Below are 19,670 nucleotides of genomic sequence, written 5' to 3' on the forward strand. Positions count from 1 at the left end.
ATGCGCGCACACGAAGCCGGCGCCCTGCACGCGGAGGCCGGCCACCGCGGCCCGTCCTGGCTGCGCGAGCCCGACGACGTCAACGCCCTCTACCCGGGCCTGTGGTCGGCCGGGGTCACCCGCGACGACGACGGCGTGCTGCGAGTCGCCGGCGTGTCCGTCAAGGAGCTGGCCACCGAGTTCGGCACCCCGCTGTACGTCGTCGACGAGGACGACTTCCGCGCCCGGGCACGGGCGTACCGGTCCGCGTTCGACGACATCCTCGGCGGCGCCGACGTCTACTACGCCGGCAAGGCGTTCCTGTCCGTCGCGACCGCCCGCTGGGTCGCCGACGAAGGCCTCAACCTCGACGTCTGCTCCGGCGGCGAGCTGGCGGTGGCGCTGCGCGCCGGGTTCCCGGCCGGGCGCATCGGCCTGCACGGCAACAACAAGTCGGTCGCCGAGCTGGTCCGCGCCCTCGACGCCGGGGTCGGACGCATCATCGTCGACTCCTTCGAAGAGATCGAGCGGCTGGCCACGCTGGCCGCCGCCCGCGGCGTCCGGGCCGCCGTCCTCGTCCGCACCAAGGTCGGGGTCGAGGCGCACACGCACGAGTACATCGCCACGGCGCACGAGGACCAGAAGTTCGGCTTCTCCATCGCCTCCGGCGAGGCGGCCGAGGCCGTGCGGGCGGTGCTGAAGCAGCCGTCGCTGCGGCTGCTCGGGCTGCACTCGCACATCGGGTCGCAGATCTACGACACCGCCGGCTTCGAGGTCGCGGCCCGCCGGGTGCTGGGCCTGCAGGCCGCCGTCCGCGACGAGCACGGCGTCGAGCTGCCCGAGCTGGACCTCGGCGGCGGCTTCGGCATCGCCTACACCAGCCAGGACGACCCGCAGCCGCCGGCCGTCCTGGCCGCGGGGCTGGCCGCGATCATCGAGCACGAGTGCGCCGGCTACGGCCTCGCGGTCCCGCGCCTGAGCGTCGAGCCCGGCCGCGCCATCGCCGGCCCGTCGACGTTCACGCTCTACGAGACCGGCACCGTCAAGTCCGTCCCGCTCGACGGCGGGGCGTCGCGCCGCTATGTGGCGGTCGACGGCGGCATGAGCGACAACATCCGCACCGCCCTCTACGACGCCGACTACTCGTGCACGCTCGCCTCGCGCGCCTCGTCGGCGGCGCCGGTGCTGTCGCGCGTCGTCGGCAAGCACTGCGAGAGCGGCGACATCGTCGTCAAGGACGAGTTCCTCCCCGGCGACCTCGCGGCCGGCGATCTCGTCGCCGTCCCGGGCACCGGCGCCTACTGCCGCAGCATGGCCAGCAACTACAACCACCAGCCGCGCGCCGCCGTGGTGGCCGTCCGCGCCGGTGCCGCCCGGCTGATCATGCGCCGCGAGACCGAGGACGACCTCCTCGCGCTGGACGTCGGCTGAGCCGCGGCGCGGGAACCGGGTGGACCGAAAGCGCGCCGCGACCCACCGCTACCGGGGTCGACGGTGTAGCAGCACCTCACCCGGCGCGAATCGAGCGTAACTCGGGGGTTGACCGGTTGTCGATGCGCGCCGACCATATGGGCACAACTCAATAACTGGAGTCCCGGCCGGGACCGCCAGCTTCTTGGCTCCCGGTCGGCCGTAGCAGCGGTCCGTGCCCGGAAGCCCTGATCAGAAGGGTGGAATTCCGGGTGGATGACCGTTCTCGGACGCGACGCGCACCAGCCCGCTTGCGCAGGTGGCTGGTGAGCCCGCGTGGTCAGTATCAGGTCGCCGGTCTGGCACTCGGCCTGGTGGTGTGCCTCGCGGTGTCGCTCGCCATGGGGGTGAGCGCATAGCCGGCTCCACGATCCGGAGACACCGTCTGCCGCCCCGACCCGGTGGCGGCGAGTCCTCCGCGATCGCACCCGGCCCAGCCCTTGCTGGGCCGACGTGCGCCAGGGCCGCTCAAGATCATCGGCGCAGCGTCAGCGAGTGGAACGGCAGCCCGTCGGTGTCGACCAGGTGCACGTCGACGACGTCGAACCACGGCTCGACGGCGTCCAGCAGCTGGTCGCGGGTGCGCCAGCAGAAGAACCGCGGCGGGTCGTGGCTGTCGTCCGCCAGCACGCCGGCCGAGCCGTCGCCGCCGTAGACGCCGAGGAAGAACAGGCCGCCCGGGCGCAGCAGCCCGCGGATCGCGGCCAGCGCCCCCGGCAGGTCGGCGTCCGGCACGTGCAGCAGGCAGTTCAGCGAGTAGACCGCGTCGAACGAGTCGTGCGGCAGGTCCGGCGCGAGCAGGTTCATGACGCGGGCGTCCAGGCCCTTCGCCGCGCAGGCGGCGACCATCTCCGGCGTCAGGTCCGTCGCGACGACCGCCAGCCCGTTGTCCTGGAAGAACAGCGCGTCCTGACCGGTCCCGGCCCCGATCTCCACCAGCGTGCGCGCGCCGGCGGCGCGCAGCCGGTCCAGGAACGCGGCCCGCTCGGCCACCTTCCACGCCGTCTTGGGCGCCGAGTCGCGCCAGCCTGCCCCACCCCGGTAAGCCGCTCGCAGATCGTCGGCGACGTCGTCGAAGCGCAGGTTCATGGCGCCGATCCTCTCGCACGGCCGGGTGGACCGGGCCAGTGCGCAGGAGCATCCGCGGTTCCACGCCATGGTCCACGCGGGTCCGGCCGGCGCGTGGTGGGGCGGTCGCAGCGCCGCCGAGCAGGGCGACCACGACCCGGCCGCGATGCTGGCCAAGCGGCTGGACCGGGACGCGCTCATCCCCCGTTGATCCCGCCGCTTTGCAATGAGCACCAATACGCACCGGCCGCGCAGTGGTGCGTAGTGGTGCTCATTGCAAAGCGGGCCTGGGCCGCCGAGGTGCGGGCGCAGCCCGCGGCCGCCGGGCTGCGGGTGGTCGAGGTGGACGGCACCCGGGACGCCGGTGCGATCGCCGCGGACCTGCCCGCGCACCTCCGGCTCGGGCCGCGGGCTGTACGCCCAGGGCGGACACGGGAGTAGCGGCGCGGCCGCCCGGCGTTGGACCCTGCATCTTCGAGGTCTGGAGGTGCGCCGTGGCCGACGAGCTCGACGCGTATTCGCAGGTGGTCACCGGGGTGGCCCGCACACTGCTGCCGTCCGTCGCGAGCCTGGCGGTGCAGGGGGAGCGGCGCGGCCGCACCGGCGTCGTCGGCACGGGGTCGGCGGTGGTGTTCACCGGCGACGGGTTCCTGCTGACGAACGCGCACGTCGTGGGCGCGACGACCCGGGGGACGGCGGCGTTCGCCGACGGCACCGAGGTCGGGTACACCGTCATCGGACGCGACCGGCTGTCCGACCTCGCCGTCGTCCGCGCCGACGGCGAGACCCCGCCGCCGGCGCAGCTGGGCGACGCCGACCGGCTGACCGTCGGGCAGCTGGTGGTCGCCGTCGGCAGCCCGCTGGGGTTGTCCGGGTCGGTGACGGCGGGCGTGGTCAGCGCGCTGGGCCGGTCGATGCCGGCGCAGAGCGGGCGGACGGTGCGCATCATCGAGGACGTCATCCAGACCGACGCCGCGCTGAACCCGGGCAACTCCGGCGGCGCGCTGGCCGACGCCGATGCACGCGTCGTCGGCATCAACACCGCCGTCGCCGGGGTGGGGCTGGGGCTGGCGGTGCCGATCAACGCCACCACGAACCGCATCGTCACGACGCTGCTGCGCGACGGCCGGGTGCGCCGGGCCTTCCTCGGCGTCGCCACGGCGCCCGCACCGGTGCCGCCGGCGCTGGCCGAGCGCATCGGCCGCACCCGGGGCGTGCGCATCGTGCACGTCGAGCCGAACAGCCCGGCCGACGTGGCCGGCCTGCGGCAGGGCGACCTGGTGATCACGGTCGGCGGCCAGCCGGTCGACGACGCGCAGGCGCTGCAGCGGCGCATGTTCGCCGACGCCATCGACGTGCCGCTGCCGATCACCACGTTCCGCAACGGCGCCATGGTCGACGTCATCGCGCGGCCGGTGGAGCTCGCCGACCAGGCATGACAACTGTCATGGCGAGGACCGGACGGCGGTGACGTCCGCGAACGCCGTCCGGGCCGGACGCTGGAGGCATGACAGAACCCGCCCCGCACGCGATCCGGCTGACCGGGCTGCGCAAGTCCTACGGCCCCACCACGGCCGTCGACGGCATCGACCTGGAGATCGCTCCCGGTGAGATCGTCGCCCTGCTCGGCCCGAACGGCGCCGGGAAGTCCACCACCGTCGACCTCGTCCTCGGCCTGAGCCGGCCCGACGCGGGCACCGTCGCGCTCTTCGGCCGCAGCCCGCGCGACGCGGTCGACGCCGGGCTGGTCGGCGCCATGCTCCAGGACGGCGCCATGCTCGAGGACGCGACCGTCGGCGAGCTGGTCGCACTGTTCGCCTCCGTGCACCGGCACCCGCTGCCGGTCGCCGAGGTGCTCGAGCGGGCCGGCCTCGCCGAGCTCGCCGGCCGCCGCGCCACCGAGCTGTCCGGCGGCCAGACCCAGCGGGTCCGGTTCGCCCTCGCGCTGGTGCCGGACCCCGACCTCGTCGTCCTCGACGAGCCGACCGTCGCGATGGACGTCGCCACCCGCCGCGAGTTCTGGGCCGCCATGCGCCGGTTCGTCGCCGCGGGCCGCACCGTGCTGTTCGCCACCCACTACCTCGACGAGGCGGACGGGTTCGCCGACCGCGTCGTGCTGCTCCGCGACGGCCGCGTCGTCGCCGACGGCACGCCGCGCCACGTCAAGTCCATCGTCGCCGTCCGCACCGTCCGCGCAACCGTGCCGGACCTCTCCGCCGCCGCCGTCCACACCCTGTTCGGCGACGACGGCGTCACCGTCGACGGCGCCGACGTGCGGATCCGCACCGCAGACGGCGACGGCGTCCTGCGCGCGCTGCTCGCCCACTCGCCCGGGGCACACGACATCGAGGTGACCGGCGCGGACCTGGAAGAGGCGTTCCTGTCGATCACGGAGGGGAGTGCCCGGTGAACACCACCTACACCCTTCTCGAGGTGCGGAGGCTGCTGCGCGACCGCGCCGCGCTGGTCCTCACCGCCGGCCTGCCGGCCGGGCTGTTCCTGCTGTACAACGCGATGTGGGGCGACGACACCGGCGCCACGACGTCGCTGATGGTGATGATGGGCGTGTTCGCCGGGCTGGCCGCGACCATCTCGGCCGGCGGCCGCGTCGCGCTGGAACGGCACGCCGGCTGGACCCGCCAGCTGCGGCTGTCGCCGTTGCGGCCGCTGTCGTACGCGCTGTCCAAGAGCGTGGTCGCGCTGGTGCTCGGCATGCTGGCCGGGACGCTGGTGTTCGCCGTCGGGCTGGCGGCGCAGGGCGGCGGCGCGGACCTGCCGGCGATGGCCGGGTCGCTGCTGCTGCTGTGGCTGGGCAGCATCCCGTTCGCGCTGCTCGGCGTGCTGCTCGGGCAGATCGGCTCGGCGAACTCGGCGCAGCCGCGGGGCATGGTCGTGCTGCTGGGCAGCGCGTTCCTCGGCGGCGTGTTCGTGCCGATCGACCAGCTGCCCAACGGCCTGGAAGCGGTCGCGCAGTGGTACCCGTCGTACTGGCTCAACGCGCTCGCGCAGGCGCCGTTCGGCGAGTCCGTCGACGTCGTCCGGGCCGCGATCACGCTGGCGGCCTGGACGCTGGCGCTGGCCGGACTGGTCCGCTGGCGCTACGGCCGGGCGGAGCGGTGAGCGTGCGCGCTAGGTTGGCGCCGATGACTACCGAGACGGCCGCGCCGCCGGCCCGCGACGACGAACGGCTGATGCCGCTGGTCGCCGTGCTGGTGTGGATCGTCATCCTGATCCCCACCGCCGTCGGGGTCTACCAGCAGCACTACCCCCTGGGCTGGACGGTGCTCGGCTACCTGTCGCTGGTGGCCTTCCTCGCCGGGTTCTTCTACGTGTTCACCCAGGCCCGGTCGGCCCGGCGACGCGACGAGCCGCTGCCGTGCCGGATCCGCCGGTTCGGCTTCCTCGCCCTGTGCCTGCTGGGCGCACTGGTGGTCGCGTTCGCCGGCGAGTCCGGCGTGGTCGTGTGGTTCGCGCTGAGCCAGGTGTCGCTGATGGTGATGCCGCGGCGCAAGGCGTGGTCCAGCATCGGCAGCATCTGCGTGGCCGTGCTGTTCGTGCCGTGGTCGCTGGGGCTGGACTGGCAGGTCAGCGTCTGGTTCGTGGTGGCGATCCTCGGCTCGTCGTGGGCGACGGACGCGATCTTCCGGCTGCGCGAGACCAACCTGCGGCTCACCCGGGCGCAGGAGCAGATCGCGTCGATGGCGGTCGAGCAGGAGCGGCTGCGCTTCGCCCGCGACCTGCACGACGTCATCGGGCACAGCCTCACCGCGGCGACGGTGAAGGCGCAGCTGGCCCGCCGCATGGTCGGCGCCGACGACGACCGCGCCCGGACCGAGCTGCGCGAGGTCGAGGAGCTGCTGCGCGAGGCCCTCAAGGACGTCCGCAGCACCGTCGCCGGCTACCGCGACGTCACGCTGACGTCCGAGCTGGTGCGCGCCGCGACGGTGCTCGAGGCGGCCGGCATCACGGCGGAGCTGCCCGGCGCCGTCGACCACGTGCCGGCCGCGCGGCGCGAGCTGTTCGGCTGGGTGCTGCGCGAGGCCGTCACCAACGTCGTCCGGCACAGCCGCGCGGCGCACGCACGGGTCACCGTCACCGCCGAGCGCATCGAGGTCTGGAACGACGGCGCCGACGGCACCCGGCCCGGGCCGGCGTCGTCCGGGCTGGTCGGGCTGCGCGAGCGGGTCGAGGCGGCCGGCGGGACGTTGCAGGCGGGACCCGACGGGACGGGCGGGTGGACCACGACCGCGATGATGGTGTCGTGATCCGGCTGCTGCTCGCCGACGACCAGGCGCTGGTGCGCGGCGCCATGGCGGCGCTGCTCTCGTTGGAGTCCGACCTCGAGGTGGTCGCCCAGGTCGAGCGCGGCGACGAGGTCGTGGCCGCCGCGCTCGAGCACCGCCCGGACGTCGCGCTGCTGGACGTCGAGATGCCCGGCCTCGACGGCATCGCGGCGACGGCCGTCCTGCGCGAGCAGCTGCCGACGTGCCGCGTCCTCATCGTCACGACGTTCGGCCGGCCCGGCTACCTACGCCGGGCCGTCGAGGCCGGGGCCGCCGGGTTCGTCGTCAAGGACAGCCCGGCCGAGCAGCTGGCCGACGCGATCCGCCGCATCCACGCCGGCCTGCGCGTCGTCGACCCCGCGCTGGCGGTGGAGTCGCTGGCCGCCGGGCCGTCGCCGCTCACCCCGCGCGAGGCCGACGTGCTGCGCGCCTCCCGCGACGGTTCCAGCGTCGCCGACGTGGCGGGCCGGCTCTACCTGTCCGAGGGGACGGTGCGGAACTACCTGTCCAGCGCCATCGGCAAGACCGGCACCCGCAACCGGGTCGAGGCGGTGCGGGTGGCCGAGGGCAACGGCTGGCTCTGACGGCTCAGGGCCGGCGGCGGGCGCGGTACCCACCGCTGCTGGCTCGCGAAGTCGGCGTCGGCGCGACGCCCACCCCTCCCGGCCGGGTGGGCCACCAACTCTACGAGCGATCACCGACAACGTCGCCCGGCGCCGCCGTCGGGTCGCCCGGCGGCAGCAGCGCGTCGAGCGCGTCGTCCAATGCGGCCGCCAGCGACTCGGGGGTGACCCAGTCGCGCGAGCTGACGGCGTGCAGCGCCAGCCCGTCGACGGTGGCGAGGACGACCTGGGCCCGCGCCCGGCGCTGCGCGGCCGGCCCGCCGTCGACGTGGGCGAGCGCCGCGGCGATGGCGTCGGTGACCTCGCCGAGGATGACGCCCTGCAGCTCGGCCAGCGCCGGCATCGTGGCCGCCCGGGCGGCGAAGGCGACCTGGACGCGCACCTCGGCGGCTCGGGGCTCGTCGAGCGGCAGCAGTTCGCGCAGCACGGCGGCGAGGTTGCGCCGGACGTCCGGCCCGAGGACGGTCGCGGCGACGCGCTCGCGGATGCGGCGGACCACCTCGGTGAACGCCGCCGTCAGCATGGCGTCCTTGGTGGGGAAGTAGTGCTGGACGGTGCCGATGGCGACTCCGGCGGCCGCGGCGACGTGCCGGACGCTGACGTGGTCGAGGCCGCGCTCGGCCGTGATGTCGAGCAGCGCGTCGGTGATGACGTCCTTCGTCGGCCGGGGGGTTGACACTCGCGCCATGCATGCCATCATACAGTCGTATGAGACCATACGATCGTATGACAATGCCGCGTGGTCTGGTGGCGGGCACGGCCGTCGCCCTCGCGGTGGTGTGGGGCCTGTACGCGCTGGACCCCGGAGCGTGGCCCGGCCTGCCCGGCGCGCTCACCCAGACGGCGCTGTTCCTGGCGAACCTCGTCGTGACCGCACGCAGCCGGCGGGCGAAGATCGCCGTCGTGCGGACGATGCAGCGGTGGGTGATCAACCCGCTGGTCCGGCTGCTGTTCCGGCTCGGGCTCAACCCGCTGGGCCTGGCGATCCTGGAGACCCGCGGCCGGACCACCGGCCGGCCCCGCCGCACGCCCGTCGGCAACGGCCGGGTGGGCGACGACGTCTGGATCATCGCCGAGCACGGCCTGCGAGCGGGCTACGTCCGCAACCTCCTGGCCGACCCGCGGGTGCGCGTCCGGCTGCGCGTCGGCTGGCGGTACCGGTGGGTCGACGGCGTCGCCGAAGCGCTACCCGGCGACGACGTGCTGGCGCGGCAGCGCGCGATCATCCGCTGGCACCCGCTGCGGATGCTCAACGCCATGAACGTCCGCGTCCTCGGCGCCGACCTGCTGACGGTGCGCGTGCGGCTGCTGCCGGACGGGCCTCAGGTGGACCGCAGCCGGCGGCGGGCCAGCCAGGCGTACGCCGTCCCCAGCACCGCGAGCGCCAGCAGCGCGCCCAGCCAGGCGGCCGGGTTGTGGCTCCAGAGCGCGTCGTCCGGCGCGTTGCGGACCAGCTCGGTGATGTCGACGGTCGACGCGGCGGCGGCGTATCCCCAGCGCGACGGCACCAGCCAGGACAGCTGCGACACCACCGCCTGACCGGTCACCTCGATCAGCCCGCCGCACAGCACCAGCTGCGCCATGATCGCCACCACCAGCGGCGGCATCGTCTGCTCGGGCGTGGACACCAGCGCGGAGATCAGCAGGCCGAGCAGCGCCGACACTATGGCCGTCGCCGCCAGCGCGATGCCGACCTCGACGTTGCCGGCGCCGAACAGCACGCCGTCCTCGGGGCCGTCGCGGAACCAGTAGACCAGCCGCAGCAGGATCAGCGTCTGCACCACCACGACACCGCAGAACACCGCGATCTTCGCCGCCAGGTAGGCGTCGGGCATCAGGCCGGCGGCGCGCTCGTGCCGGAAGATGCGCCGTTCGGCGACGAGGTCGCGGACGGTCGCGGCCATGCCCATGAACGCTGCGCCGACGACGAGGACGACCAGCAGCCGCATCGCCTCGGTGCTGGCCGGGCTGACCGGCCGGCCCAGCCCGGTCTCGTCCGGGATCGCGAACGTCAGCAGCGCCAGCACCATCGGCAGCGCCAGCAGGAACCCGGCGTAGCCGCGGTCGGCCCAGATGAGGCGCAGCTGGCGGCGGACCAGCACCCACGTCTGCTGCCGGCGGCGGCGCTGGTCGATGGCCTGCGGGCCGACGACGTCGGGCGCCGGCCCGACGACGTGCGCGGCTGAGCGCTGGGCGTCCGGACGGCCGAAGCCGCTGAGGCGGTCCAACCAGGCCAGCGGGTTCAGGCGGCGCAGCCGGTCGCCGAGGTCGGGGCCCGCGGTCGCCGGCGGTGGCGGCGGCGTCGCGGCGTTGAGCCGTTCGAAGATGTCCGCCCAGTCGGCGGTGCCGAAGTGCGCCTCGATGCCGCTCGGCGGCCCGAAGTACTCGACCCGCCCGCCGGGGAGCATGATCAGCACGTCGTCGCACAGGTCCAGGTGGGCGAGGTCGTGCGTCGTGACGACGATCTGCCGGCCGCCGTCGGCCAGTTCGCGCAGCCCGGTCATGATCTGACGGACCAGCGCGGGGTCCAGCCCGGCGGTCGGTTCGTCGAGGATCAGCAGCGACGGGCTCGTCAGCAGCTCGAACGCGATCGCCAGCCGGCGCTGCTGGCCGCCGGACATCCGCCGCACCGGGATGTCGGCGTGCTCGGACAGCGACAGCTCGGCCAGCACGTCGTCGACCCGCTGCCGCCGCTCGCCGGCGGTGGTGTCCTGCGACAGCCGCAGCTCGGCGGCGTACTGCAGCGCCTTGCGGGCGGTCAGCTGGGCGTGCGCGATGGTGTGTTGCGGCACCACGCCGATGCGGCCGTGCACCTCCTCCTGCTGGTGGTGCGGGTCGATGCCCTGGTAGCGCACCGACCCCTGCGCCGGCTCCAGCTCGCCGCTGATCAGCCGCAGCAGCGTCGACTTCCCCGACCCCGACGGCCCGATCAGCGCGACCAGCCGCGGCCCGGCGACGTCCAGCGAGACGCCCGCCGTCAGCACCTTCCCGCCGGGCAGCACGTAGTGCACGTCGCTGACGTCGAGGCCGCCGCTGGACGGGGAGTCCGGCACCGGCAGCACGCCGTCGCCGGTGACGACGAAACGCACCTTCCCGAACGTGACGACGTCGCCCTCGCGCAGCTGCGCGGTCTCGACGTCGGCGCCGCGGACGAACGTCTGGTGGTGCTTGTCGAGGTCCTCCAGGAACCAGCCGTCGGCGTTCGGCGTGAGCCGCGCGTGGTGGCGGGCGGTCAGCAGGTCGTCGATGACGATGTCGTTGCCGGGCGCGCGGCCCACCGTGATGGTCCCCGGCGGCCGGGGCGGTGCGGCCTGCGGCGCCGCCAGCGACACCACCGGCCCGGACGGCCCGCCCAGTGCCAGCTCCACGGCGCCGTCGACGGGCACTTCGCCCACCTGCACGCCGTCGCGCCAGGTGCCGCCGGAGCTGCCCTGGTCGCGCGCGACCCAGCCGCCGTCGAACGCGACCAGCAGGTGCCGTCGCGACACCCTCGACTCCGGCACGACGACGTTCGAGGCCGCCGACCGCCCGATCAGGACCTCACCGGCCGACGGCGGGAAGTGCTGCGTCACCCCGCCGGCGGTGACCCGCAGCACGCTCACGCGCGGAATGATACGGGGCACACCTAGGGTGGACCGATGACATCGGTCAGGCAGTTCCAGGTCACCTTCGACTGCGCGGAGCCCGCGCGCGTCGCCGACTTCTGGTGCGAGGTGCTCGGCTACGTCAAGCCGGCGGACCAGCCGGACGTCGCCGTCGACCCCGACGGAGTGGGCCCGCGGCTGTACTTCCAGCGCGTTCCCGAGGGCAAGGTGGTCAAGAACCGCGTGCACCTGTGCGTGCGGGTCGGCACCGGGCTGGTCGGGGACGAGCGCCTCGCCGCGCTCGAGGCCGAGTGCGCCCGGCTGGTGCCGCTCGGCGCCACCCGCTTCCAGTTGCTGCTCGCCGACGGCGAGGAGGAGTCGTGCCTCGTGATGCAGGACATCGAGGGCAACGAGTTCTGTCTCGACTGACGGGTGCAGGTCTTCCGGCCGACCTGCGTATGGTGAGACGGATGTCTCGCATCATGGATGGACGGCGCGAGATCGTCCGGACCTCCCGGAGACTGGTGTCCGTACTGACCGGGGTGAAGGGGGAGCGATGGCCAGCCTGCGCGTGGCGCTGCTCGGATGCGGTGTGGTGGGCACGGAGGTCGCCCGCCTCCTGCACGAGCATGCCGACGACCTCGCCGCCCGGGCCGGGGCCCGGCTCGAGCTGGCCGGCATCGCCGTACGCCGCACGGGCCGCGTCCGCGACATCCCCGGCGTCGACCCGAGCCTGTTCACGACCGACGCGCGCGCCCTCGTCGAGCGCGACGACGTCGACCTGGTGGTCGAGGTCATCGGCGGCATCGAGCCGGCCCGCGGGCTGCTGCTGGCCGCCATGCAGCGCGGCGCCTCCGTCGTGACGGCGAACAAGGCGCTGCTCGCCGAGGACGGCGTCACCCTGCACACCGCCGCCGAGAAGCACGGCGTCGACCTCTACTACGAGGCCGCCGTCGCCGGCGCCATCCCGCTGCTGCGCCCGCTGCGCGAGTCGCTGGCCGGCGATCGCATCAAGCGCGTCCTCGGCATCGTCAACGGCACCACCAACTACGTCCTCGACCGCATGGACAGCGAGGGCAGCAGCTTCGCCGAGGCGCTCGAGGAGGCGCAGTCGCTCGGGTACGCCGAGGCCGACCCCACCGCCGACATCGAGGGCTTCGACGCCGCCGCGAAGGCCGCCATCCTGGCCGGCATCGCGTTCCACTCGCCGGTGGTGGCCGCCGACGTGCACCGTGAGGGCATCTCCGACGTCACCTCGGCCGACGTCGCGTCGGCGGCGGCCATGAACGCCGTGGTGAAGCTGCTGGCCATCTGCGAGCTGTCGCCCGACGGCCGGGGCGTCGGCGTCCGCGTCCACCCGGCCATGCTGCCGCGCACGCACCCGCTGGCCAGCGTTCGCGGCGCCTACAACGCGGTGTTCGTCGAGGCCGAGGCGGCCGGCCGGCTGATGTTCTACGGCCCCGGCGCCGGCGGCGTGCCCACCGCGAGCGCCGTCCTCGGCGACGTCGTCACGGCCGCCCGCAACCGCATCGGCGACGCCGTCGGGCCGCGCGGCTCCTGGTACGCCGACCGCCCGGTCCGTCCGATGGGCGAGACCATCACGAGGTACCACATCAGCCTCGACGTCGACGACCGTCCGGGCGTGCTGGCGGCCGTCGCCGCCGTGTTCGCCGAGCACGACGTGTCCATCGAGACCGTCCGGCAGCGCTCCGAGGGCCCCGACGACGCCGAACTGGTCGTCGTCACGCACCAGGCGACCGACGACGCACTGGCCGCGACTGTCGACGGGCTGACGCGACTCGATACCGTTCGTGCTGTCCTGTCGGTGATGCGGGTGGAGGGGGACTGACCACCATGGCTGTCGTGACCCAGTCTCGGCTGTGGCGTGGAGTGATCGAGGAGTACCGCGACCGGCTGCCGGTCACGGCCGCCACGCCGGTGGTGACGCTGCGCGAGGGCGGCACGCCGCTGGTGCCCGCGCCGTGGCTGTCCGGGCAGACCTCGTGCGAGGTGTACCTCAAGGTCGAGGGCGTCAACCCGACCGGCTCGTTCAAGGACCGCGGCATGACGGTGGCCATCTCGAAGGCCGCCGAAGAGGGCGCCGAGGCCGTCGTCTGCGCGTCCACCGGCAACACCAGCGCGTCGGCCGCCGCCTACGCCGTCCGGGCCGGCATGCGCCCGGTGGTGCTGCTGCCCGACGGCAAGATCAGCGGGCCCAAGCTGGCCCAGGCCGTCGTGCACGGCGGCATCATCGCGTCGGTGCAGGGCAACTTCGACGACTGCCTGCGGCTGGCCCGCGAGCTGGCCGAGACGTACCCCGTCGCGCTGGTCAACTCGGTCAACCCGTACCGCCTGGCCGGGCAGAAGACCGCCGCATTCGAGGTGGTCGACGACCTCGGCGACGCGCCCGACCTCCACGTGCTGCCGGTCGGCAACGCCGGCAACATCTCCGCCTACTGGCTGGGCTACACCGAGTACGCCGCCAATGGGCCGGCCCGTCGGCGTCCGCGCATGTGGGGCTTCCAGGCGGCCGGCGCCGCGCCGTTCGTGCACGGCGGCCCGGTGTCCGCGCCCGAGACCGTGGCCAGCGCCATCCGCATCGGCAACCCCGCGTCGTGGGACCTCGCCATCGCCGCGCGCGACGACTCCGGCGGCCTCATCGACGCCGTCACCGACGAGCAGATCCTGGCCGCGCAGCAGGAGCTGTCCGGCCGCGAGGGCCTGTTCGTCGAGCCGGCGTCGGCGGCCGGCGTGGCCGGGCTGCTGCACTACAGCCGCACGGGCCGCCTCGACGCCGGCCAGCGGGTCGTCGTCACGGTCACCGGGCACGGCCTCAAGGACGTCGACACCGCCAGCGCCTACTACGGCGAGATCCGCCCCTACGTGGTCCCGGCCGAGGCCGGCGCGGCCGCCCAGGCCCTGGGCCTGGCGTGAGCACGGCGACCGTCCTCGTCCGCACCCCCGCCACCAGCGCCAACCTCGGTCCCGGTTTCGACGCGCTCGGCCTCGCGCTGTCGCTGCACGACGAGGTCGAGGTGACGGCCGAGTTCGGCGGGCCGGCGACGCCGGTCGAGGTGACGGTCGACGGCGAGGGCGCCGGGTCGGTGCCGCTGGACGAGCGGCACCTCGTGGTCCGGTCGCTGCGCGCGGCGTTCGCCGAGCTGGGCGAGCAGCCGTCGGCGCTGCGGCTGCGCTGCCGCAACGCGCTGCCGCACGGCCGCGGGCTGGGCTCGTCGGCGGCCGCCATCGTCGGCGGCGTCGTCGCGGCCCGCGCGCTGACCGGCCTGACGGCGCACGACGACGCGCTCGCGGCGGCCGACCGCATCGAGGGCCACCCGGACAACGTCGCCGCCTGTCTGCTCGGCGGCCTGACGGTGGCGTGGCGCGACGACGCCGGCGCCGCCCGCGCGACCCGCGTCGACGTCCACCCCGACGTCGCGCCGGTGGTGTGCGTCCCGTCCTTCGAGGTGTCGACGGAGAAGGCGCGCGGCCTGCTGCCCGAGACCGTCCCGCACGCCGACGCCGCCGCCAACGCCGGCCGCGCCGCGCTGCTCGTCCACGCGCTCGGGAAGCGGCCCGACCTGCTGCTCGACGCCACCGCGGACCGCCTGCACCAGCACTACCGCGAGCCCGCCATGCCGGCCACGTACGCGCTGGTCACGGCGTTGCGGGCGCAGGGCCTGGCGGCGGTCGTGTCCGGCGCCGGACCGACCGTCCTGGTGCTCGGCGGCGGCGACGACCTGAGCCGCGTCGAGGCGCTCGCCGAAGGGTGGGACGTCCGCGCGTTGCAAGTGGACACGCAGGGTGCCGTTGTGGAGTTCGCCACTGCATGAGCGGTGCCGACGGGGGTGGGTCAAACGGCCCACGGCGTGCTACGCTCGCTGTGCACCGACGTTCTGCTGGTCGGTATCCCCATGGTGGTGACGTTCGTCGCTAATGACCATGGTCTTCGCCCATCTCCCCGGGTTCGCTGTCGCGGGCTTCGCGGAGGGGCGGCCCATCAGTTTGCGTCGTGCCTTTCCTCGGGAGCCACCCGAGGTGTTCGATGCATCGGCTTGTCTGAACCGATGCCGGTCCAGGGAAGGACCCTGAGTGACTAATACCGAGATCCCCGGCGTCACCGCGACGCCGGACGCGTCGACTGACGCCACCGCGGCGAAGCGCCCCGCGCGCCGCCGCGCAGCCGGCCTCGAGGGCATGGTTCTGGCCGAGCTCCAGCAGCTCGCCGGCAGCCTCGGGCTGAAGGGCACCGGCCGCATGCGCAAGGGCGAGCTGGTCGCGGCCATCAAGGCGGCTCAGTCCGGCGGCTCGGCGCCGGCCGCTGCCGACACCCTCCCGGTCGAGACCGCGGCGCCCGCCGCCGCTCCGGCCGTCACCGACACCCCCGCCGCGGCCGAGGCCGCCGCGCCCGCCGCCGACGCGGCGCCCGCCCGTGGCCGCACCCGCCGCCGGGCCGAGCGGCCGCAGGCCGCCGCCGAGAACCGTCCCGACGAAGTCGTGGTCGTCGCGGACGCGCCCGCCGCGCAGGCCCCGGCCGCCGAGGCGCCGGCCACTGAGGCGCCGGCCGCCGAGGCCCCCGCCACGGAGGCCCCGTCCACCGACGACGAGCCGGCCGAGCGCCGCTCCGAGCGGCAGGACAACCGCCGCAACCGCCAGAGCAGCCGCGACGGCGACCGTCAGAACGACCGCCAGAGCAACGACCGCGGCGGCAACCGCGACCGCAACGACCGCCAGGACACCCGGCAGGACGCCGACGGCGGCCGCCAGGGCGGCGGCAACCGCGACGACTCCCAGGACGATGACGACGACCGTGGTCGCCGGCGTCGCCGTCGCGACCGCCGCGGCAGCAACCGCAACGATCGCAATGACCGTAACGACCGCAACGACCGCGACCGCCGCGGTGGCGGCAGCCGCGAGCGCATCGAGGAGCCGACCGTCTCCGAGGACGACGTCCTCATCCCGGTCGCCGGCATCCTCGACATCCTCGACAACTACGCGTTCGTGCGCACGTCGGGCTACCTGCCCGGCCCCAACGACGTGTACGTGTCGCTGGCCATGGTCCGCCGCTACGGCCTGCGCAAGGGCGACGCCGTCACCGGTGCCGTCCGGCAGCCGCGCGAGGGCGAGAAGCAGCAGAAGTTCAACGCGCTGGTCCGCGTCGACACCATCAACGGCGCCGACCCCGAGGTGGCCAAGCAGCGTCCGGAGTTCTCCCGGCTGACGCCGCTGTACCCGCAGGACCGCCTGCGTCTCGAGACCGACGCCACCAACATGGCGACGCGCATCATCGACCTCATCGCCCCCATCGGCAAGGGTCAGCGCGGTCTCATCGTGTCGCCGCCGAAGGCCGGCAAGACGCTGATCATGCAGGCGCTGGCGCACGCGATCACGCAGAACAACCCCGAGACGCACCTCATGGTCGTGCTGGTCGACGAGCGGCCCGAGGAGGTCACCGACTTCCAGCGCACCGTCAAGGGCGAGGTCATCGCGTCGACCTTCGACCGTCCGCCGGTCGACCACACCATGGTCGCCGAGCTCGCCATCGAGCGGGCCAAGCGACTGGTCGAGCTCGGCCACGACGTCGTCATCCTGCTCGACGGCATCACCCGCCTGGGCCGCGCCTACAACCTGGCGGCGCCGGCCAGCGGCCGCATCCTGTCCGGTGGCGTCGACTCCAGCGCGCTGTACCCGCCGAAGCGGTTCTTCGGTGCGGCGCGCAACATCGAGAACGGCGGCTCGCTGACCATCCTCGCCACCGCGCTGGTGGAGACCGGGTCCAAGATGGACGAGGTCATCTTCGAGGAGTTCAAGGGCACCGGCAACATGGAGCTGCGGCTGCGCCGCGACCTCGCCGACAAGCGCCTCTTCCCCGCCATCGACGTCGACGCGTCGAGCACCCGTCGCGAGGAGATCCTGGTCTCCCGCGAGGAGCTGGCCATCATGTGGCAGCTGCGCCGCGTGCTGTCCGCGCTCGACCCGCAGCAGGCCATCGAGCTGCTGCTCGACCGGCTCAAGAAGACCAAGAGCAACGCCGAGTTCATGCTCACGGTCCAGAAGACGACGCCGGCCGGCGGCGGGAACGGCTCCAAGGACGCCGACTGACGCTGGTCGTCACCGGGGCGCCCCGATCGCTTGCGAGCGGTCGGGGCACCGCCATGTTGTGCTTGGATTCGCCTGTTCGCCGCTTTGCGCGAGTGGGCCGTCCCCCTGCTGCCCATTCTCTTGGCCGCGGTTCGCGCCGACAGCGGCCCCGGGCAACTCGGTGGCGGGTGCAGGCGCACGTGGGCCGGTTTGGTGGCGACGGCCCGTACCTGGAATACTGATCTGCTGGCTCCGGTTCACGATGCGACGCCCCGTCGTGTCGACCCGGCGGCCCACGAGACGCCTGGAGTAACAGATGAAGTCCGACATCCACCCGGCCTACGTGGACACCACGGTCACCTGCACGTGTGGCAACACGTTCACCACCCGCAGCACGGCGGCCAACGGCGTCATCCACGCCGACGTGTGCTCCGCCTGCCACCCGTTCTACACGGGCAAGCAGAAGATCCTCGACACCGGCGGCCGGGTGGCGCGCTTCGAGTCGCGGTACGGCAAGAAGAAGGCCGACGCCAAGTAGCTCTTCGCAGGCGGGGCGTGTGAGGTCGAACCTCGCACGCCCCGCCTCCTTTGTGCCCGCGTCCTGCTCGGAAGGAGCTCAGCCGTGTTCGAAGGTGTCGAGACGCTGGTGTCCGAGCACGCCGAGCTCGAACAGCGCCTGGCCGACCCGTCGGTGCACGCCGACCCGTCGCTGGCCAAGCGGCTGAACCGGCGCTACGCCGAGCTGACGGCCATCGTCGCGGCGTACGGGGCGTGGCGGCAGGCCGGCGACGACCGCGCCGCCGCGCTGGAACTGGCCGCCGACGACTCCGCGTTCGCGGCCGAGGCGAGCGAGCTGGCGGCGAAGCAGGACGAGCTCGCTGAGCGGCTGCGCATGCTGCTGCTCCCGCGCGACCCCAACGACGACCGCGACGCGATCCTGGAGATCAAGGCGGGCGAGGGCGGCGCCGAGTCGGCGCTGTTCGCCGGCGACCTGCTGCGCATGTACCTGCGCTTCGCCGAGCGGGCCGGCTGGAGCACCCAGGTGCTCGACGCCGAGGAGTCCGACCTCGGCGGTTACAAGGACGTCTCCGTCGCCGTGAAGGCGCGCGGCTCGGCCGAGCCCGGCACCGCGCCGTTCGCCCGGCTCAAGTACGAGGGCGGTGTCCACCGCGTCCAGCGGGTCCCCGTCACCGAGAGCCAGGGCCGCATCCACACGTCCGCCGCCGGGGTGCTGGTGCTGCCCGAGGCCGAGGACGAGGGCGAGGTCGAGATCAACGCCAACGACCTGCGCATCGACGTGTTCCGGTCGTCCGGCCCGGGCGGGCAGAGCGTCAACACCACCGACTCCGCGGTGCGCATCACCCACCTGCCCACCGGCATCGTCGTCTCGTGCCAGAACGAGAAGAGCCAGCTGCAGAACAAGGAGCAGGCCATGCGCATCCTGCGGGCCCGGCTGCTGGCGGCGGCGCAGGAGGAGGCCGAGCGCGAGGCGTCCGACGCGCGGCGCAGCCAGGTGCGCACCGTCGACCGCTCCGAGCGGGTGCGCACGTACAACTTCCCGGAGAACCGCATCTCCGACCACCGCACCGGCTACAAGGCGTACAACCTCGACGTCGTGCTCGACGGCGAGCTCGGGCCGGTCGTGCAGTCGCTGGTCGACGCCGACGCCGAGGCGGCGCTCGCGGCCACCGCCGAGCGCGGTGACGGCGAGTGAGCGCGGCGCCGCTGCTCGAACAGCTCCGCACGGCGGCCGGGGTGCTGGCCGCCGCAGAGGTGCCCTCGCCGCGGCACGACGCCGAGGTGCTGGCCGCGCACGTGCTCGGGGTCGAGCGCGGCGCGCTGCTGACCCAGCCCGACCCGGACGACTCCTTCGCGCCGCGCTTCGACGAACTGGTCCGCCGCCGCGCCGGGCGCGAGCCGTTGCAGCACCTCACCGGTGAGGCGCCGTTCCGGCACCTGATCCTGCAGGTCGGCCCGGGGGTGTTCATCCCGCGGCCGGAGACCGAGCTGACCGCCGGCGCCGCCGTCGACGAAGCGCGGGCGGTCGTCGCGGCCGGCCGGGTGCCGGTGGTCGTCGACCTGTTCTCCGGGTCCGGCGCCATCGCCGTGTCCGTCGCCACCGAGGTGCGACCGGTCATGGTGCACGCCGTCGAACGCGAGGACGACGCCGTCGCCTGGCTGCGCCGCAACGCCGCCGGCAACTCCGTCATCGTGCACCGCGACGACGTCGCGCTGGTGGCCGAGCGCAGCCTGTCGATGTTGCTCGGCCAGGTCGACGTCGTCGCCGCGAACCCGCCGTACATCCCGGCCGACGCCACCATCCGCGACCCCGAGGTGGCCGAGTACGACCCGCCGGCCGCGCTGTGGTCCGGCGCCGACGGTCTCGACGCCATGCGGGTGCTCGCCGACGTCGGCGCCCGGCTGCTGCGCCCCGGCGGCCTGCTGGTGGCCGAGCACGCCGACGTGCAGGGTGAGGCCGCTCCTGAGGTGTTCCGCCGGCACGGCGGCTGGACCGAGGTGGCCGATCATCTCGATCTCACCGGCCGCCCGCGGTACGTCACCGCGCGACGTGCGGGATGATG

Annotated in this window: 19 protein-coding genes and 1 pseudogene; 17 read left to right on the plus strand and 3 right to left on the minus strand. The window is 74.0% G+C overall.

What is annotated here, in order from left to right:
- Complete coding sequence (lysA, locus tag BLV02_RS30880; protein WP_069112224.1) at window positions 1-1,410, plus strand: diaminopimelate decarboxylase; 1,410 nt, start codon at window positions 1-3, stop codon at window positions 1,408-1,410.
- Between the two features lie 513 nt (window positions 1,411-1,923).
- On the opposite strand, the gene BLV02_RS30885 is transcribed toward lysA, so the two are convergent.
- Window positions 1,924-2,538, minus strand: coding sequence for a class I SAM-dependent methyltransferase (locus BLV02_RS30885; protein WP_141711639.1), 615 nt, complete (start codon window positions 2,536-2,538; stop codon window positions 1,924-1,926).
- Between BLV02_RS30885 and BLV02_RS36045 the strand changes: the two genes are divergently transcribed.
- From BLV02_RS36045 to BLV02_RS30910, 7 genes are all read left to right on the plus strand, one after another.
- A complete protein-coding gene (locus tag BLV02_RS36045; protein ID WP_141711638.1) occupies window positions 2,537-2,728 on the plus strand; it encodes a hypothetical protein in 192 nt (63 codons plus the stop codon). The two genes, BLV02_RS30885 and BLV02_RS36045, sit on opposite strands and share 2 nt — an antisense overlap.
- A gap of 56 nt (window positions 2,729-2,784) precedes the next feature.
- On the plus strand, window positions 2,785-2,958 hold the full coding sequence (locus BLV02_RS36860) for a hypothetical protein (protein ID WP_171906770.1): 174 nt from the start codon (window positions 2,785-2,787) through the stop codon (window positions 2,956-2,958).
- 53 nt (window positions 2,959-3,011) lie between these two features.
- Window positions 3,012-3,956: a S1C family serine protease gene (locus tag BLV02_RS30890; RefSeq protein WP_069112223.1), complete on the plus strand. Its 945-nt coding sequence runs from the start codon at window positions 3,012-3,014 to the stop codon at window positions 3,954-3,956.
- 68 nt (window positions 3,957-4,024) lie between these two features.
- The gene (locus tag BLV02_RS30895) at window positions 4,025-4,927 is read left to right on the plus strand and encodes an ABC transporter ATP-binding protein (RefSeq protein ID WP_069112222.1); all 903 of its coding nucleotides are present in this window, start codon (window positions 4,025-4,027) and stop codon (window positions 4,925-4,927) included.
- A complete protein-coding gene (locus tag BLV02_RS30900) occupies window positions 4,924-5,637 on the plus strand; it encodes an ABC transporter permease (protein WP_069112221.1) in 714 nt (237 codons plus the stop codon). The genes BLV02_RS30895 and BLV02_RS30900 overlap by 4 nt, the downstream gene beginning before the upstream one ends.
- A gap of 23 nt (window positions 5,638-5,660) precedes the next feature.
- A complete protein-coding gene (locus tag BLV02_RS30905) occupies window positions 5,661-6,782 on the plus strand; it encodes a sensor histidine kinase (RefSeq protein ID WP_069112220.1) in 1,122 nt (373 codons plus the stop codon).
- A complete protein-coding gene (locus BLV02_RS30910) occupies window positions 6,779-7,384 on the plus strand; it encodes a response regulator transcription factor (protein ID WP_069112219.1) in 606 nt (201 codons plus the stop codon). The genes BLV02_RS30905 and BLV02_RS30910 overlap by 4 nt, the downstream gene beginning before the upstream one ends.
- A gap of 100 nt (window positions 7,385-7,484) precedes the next feature.
- Here BLV02_RS30910 and BLV02_RS30915 read toward each other — a convergent pair whose 3' ends face one another.
- Window positions 7,485-8,111: a TetR/AcrR family transcriptional regulator gene (locus BLV02_RS30915; protein ID WP_069112218.1), complete on the minus strand. Its 627-nt coding sequence runs from the start codon at window positions 8,109-8,111 to the stop codon at window positions 7,485-7,487.
- Window positions 8,112-8,335: 224 nt separating this feature from the next.
- Here BLV02_RS30915 and BLV02_RS37865 point away from each other — a divergent pair.
- Window positions 8,336-8,713, plus strand: a pseudogene (locus BLV02_RS37865) (nitroreductase/quinone reductase family protein); the annotation flags it as partial.
- A gap of 32 nt (window positions 8,714-8,745) precedes the next feature.
- Here BLV02_RS37865 and BLV02_RS30925 read toward each other — a convergent pair.
- Window positions 8,746-11,025 (minus strand): ATP-binding cassette domain-containing protein, encoded by a 2,280-nt coding sequence (locus BLV02_RS30925; RefSeq protein ID WP_171906769.1) that lies wholly within the window; start codon window positions 11,023-11,025, stop codon window positions 8,746-8,748.
- 36 nt (window positions 11,026-11,061) lie between these two features.
- Here BLV02_RS30925 and BLV02_RS30930 point away from each other — a divergent pair, with 36 nt between their 5' ends.
- The 8 genes from BLV02_RS30930 to prmC all read left to right on the plus strand — a co-directional run bounded on the left by BLV02_RS30930 (window position 11,062) and on the right by prmC (window position 19,668).
- Window positions 11,062-11,436, plus strand: a complete 375-nt coding sequence (locus tag BLV02_RS30930; RefSeq protein WP_069112217.1) for a VOC family protein — start codon at window positions 11,062-11,064, stop codon at window positions 11,434-11,436.
- A 127-nt stretch (window positions 11,437-11,563) separates the two neighbouring features.
- Entirely contained in the window at window positions 11,564-12,856 is a 1,293-nt protein-coding gene (locus tag BLV02_RS30935) for a homoserine dehydrogenase (protein WP_069112216.1), read from the plus strand.
- A 5-nt stretch (window positions 12,857-12,861) separates the two neighbouring features.
- Complete coding sequence (gene thrC, locus BLV02_RS30940) at window positions 12,862-13,941, plus strand: threonine synthase (protein ID WP_069112215.1); 1,080 nt, start codon at window positions 12,862-12,864, stop codon at window positions 13,939-13,941.
- On the plus strand, window positions 13,938-14,840 hold the full coding sequence (thrB, locus tag BLV02_RS30945; protein WP_069112214.1) for a homoserine kinase: 903 nt from the start codon (window positions 13,938-13,940) through the stop codon (window positions 14,838-14,840). The genes thrC and thrB overlap by 4 nt, the downstream gene beginning before the upstream one ends.
- A gap of 259 nt (window positions 14,841-15,099) precedes the next feature.
- Complete coding sequence (rho, locus tag BLV02_RS30950; RefSeq protein ID WP_069112213.1) at window positions 15,100-17,109, plus strand: transcription termination factor Rho; 2,010 nt, start codon at window positions 15,100-15,102, stop codon at window positions 17,107-17,109.
- A gap of 295 nt (window positions 17,110-17,404) precedes the next feature.
- The gene (gene rpmE / locus BLV02_RS30955) at window positions 17,405-17,626 is read left to right on the plus strand and encodes a 50S ribosomal protein L31 (protein WP_069112212.1); all 222 of its coding nucleotides are present in this window, start codon (window positions 17,405-17,407) and stop codon (window positions 17,624-17,626) included.
- 84 nt (window positions 17,627-17,710) lie between these two features.
- Window positions 17,711-18,802 (plus strand): peptide chain release factor 1, encoded by a 1,092-nt coding sequence (gene prfA, locus BLV02_RS30960; protein WP_069112211.1) that lies wholly within the window; start codon window positions 17,711-17,713, stop codon window positions 18,800-18,802.
- Window positions 18,799-19,668, plus strand: a complete 870-nt coding sequence (prmC, locus tag BLV02_RS30965) for a peptide chain release factor N(5)-glutamine methyltransferase (protein ID WP_216094288.1) — start codon at window positions 18,799-18,801, stop codon at window positions 19,666-19,668. Before prfA ends, prmC begins: the two co-directional genes overlap by 4 nt.
- The last annotated feature ends 2 nt before the right edge of the window (window positions 19,669-19,670 follow it).

The organism is Jiangella alba (genome assembly GCF_900106035.1).
GTDB lineage: Bacteria > Actinomycetota > Actinomycetes > Jiangellales > Jiangellaceae > Jiangella > Jiangella alba.

What these genes read in the sequence shown, in the direction of transcription:
- lysA (WP_069112224.1), top strand. Translation starts at nt 1, where the DNA reads ATGCGCGCACACGAAGCCGGCGCCCTGCACGCGGAGGCCGGCCACCGC.
- BLV02_RS30935 (WP_069112216.1), top strand. Translation starts at nt 11,564, where the DNA reads ATGGCCAGCCTGCGCGTGGCGCTGCTCGGATGCGGTGTGGTGGGCACG.
- BLV02_RS36045 (WP_141711638.1), top strand. Translation starts at nt 2,537, where the DNA reads ATGGCGCCGATCCTCTCGCACGGCCGGGTGGACCGGGCCAGTGCGCAG.
- BLV02_RS30895 (WP_069112222.1), top strand. Translation starts at nt 4,025, where the DNA reads ATGACAGAACCCGCCCCGCACGCGATCCGGCTGACCGGGCTGCGCAAG.
- BLV02_RS30885 (WP_141711639.1), bottom strand. Translation starts at nt 2,538, where the DNA reads ATGAACCTGCGCTTCGACGACGTCGCCGACGATCTGCGAGCGGCTTAC.
- BLV02_RS30930 (WP_069112217.1), top strand. Translation starts at nt 11,062, where the DNA reads ATGACATCGGTCAGGCAGTTCCAGGTCACCTTCGACTGCGCGGAGCCC.
- BLV02_RS30915 (WP_069112218.1), bottom strand. Translation starts at nt 8,111, where the DNA reads ATGGCGCGAGTGTCAACCCCCCGGCCGACGAAGGACGTCATCACCGAC.
- BLV02_RS30905 (WP_069112220.1), top strand. Translation starts at nt 5,661, where the DNA reads ATGACTACCGAGACGGCCGCGCCGCCGGCCCGCGACGACGAACGGCTG.
- thrC (WP_069112215.1), top strand. Translation starts at nt 12,862, where the DNA reads ATGGCTGTCGTGACCCAGTCTCGGCTGTGGCGTGGAGTGATCGAGGAG.
- rpmE (WP_069112212.1), top strand. Translation starts at nt 17,405, where the DNA reads ATGAAGTCCGACATCCACCCGGCCTACGTGGACACCACGGTCACCTGC.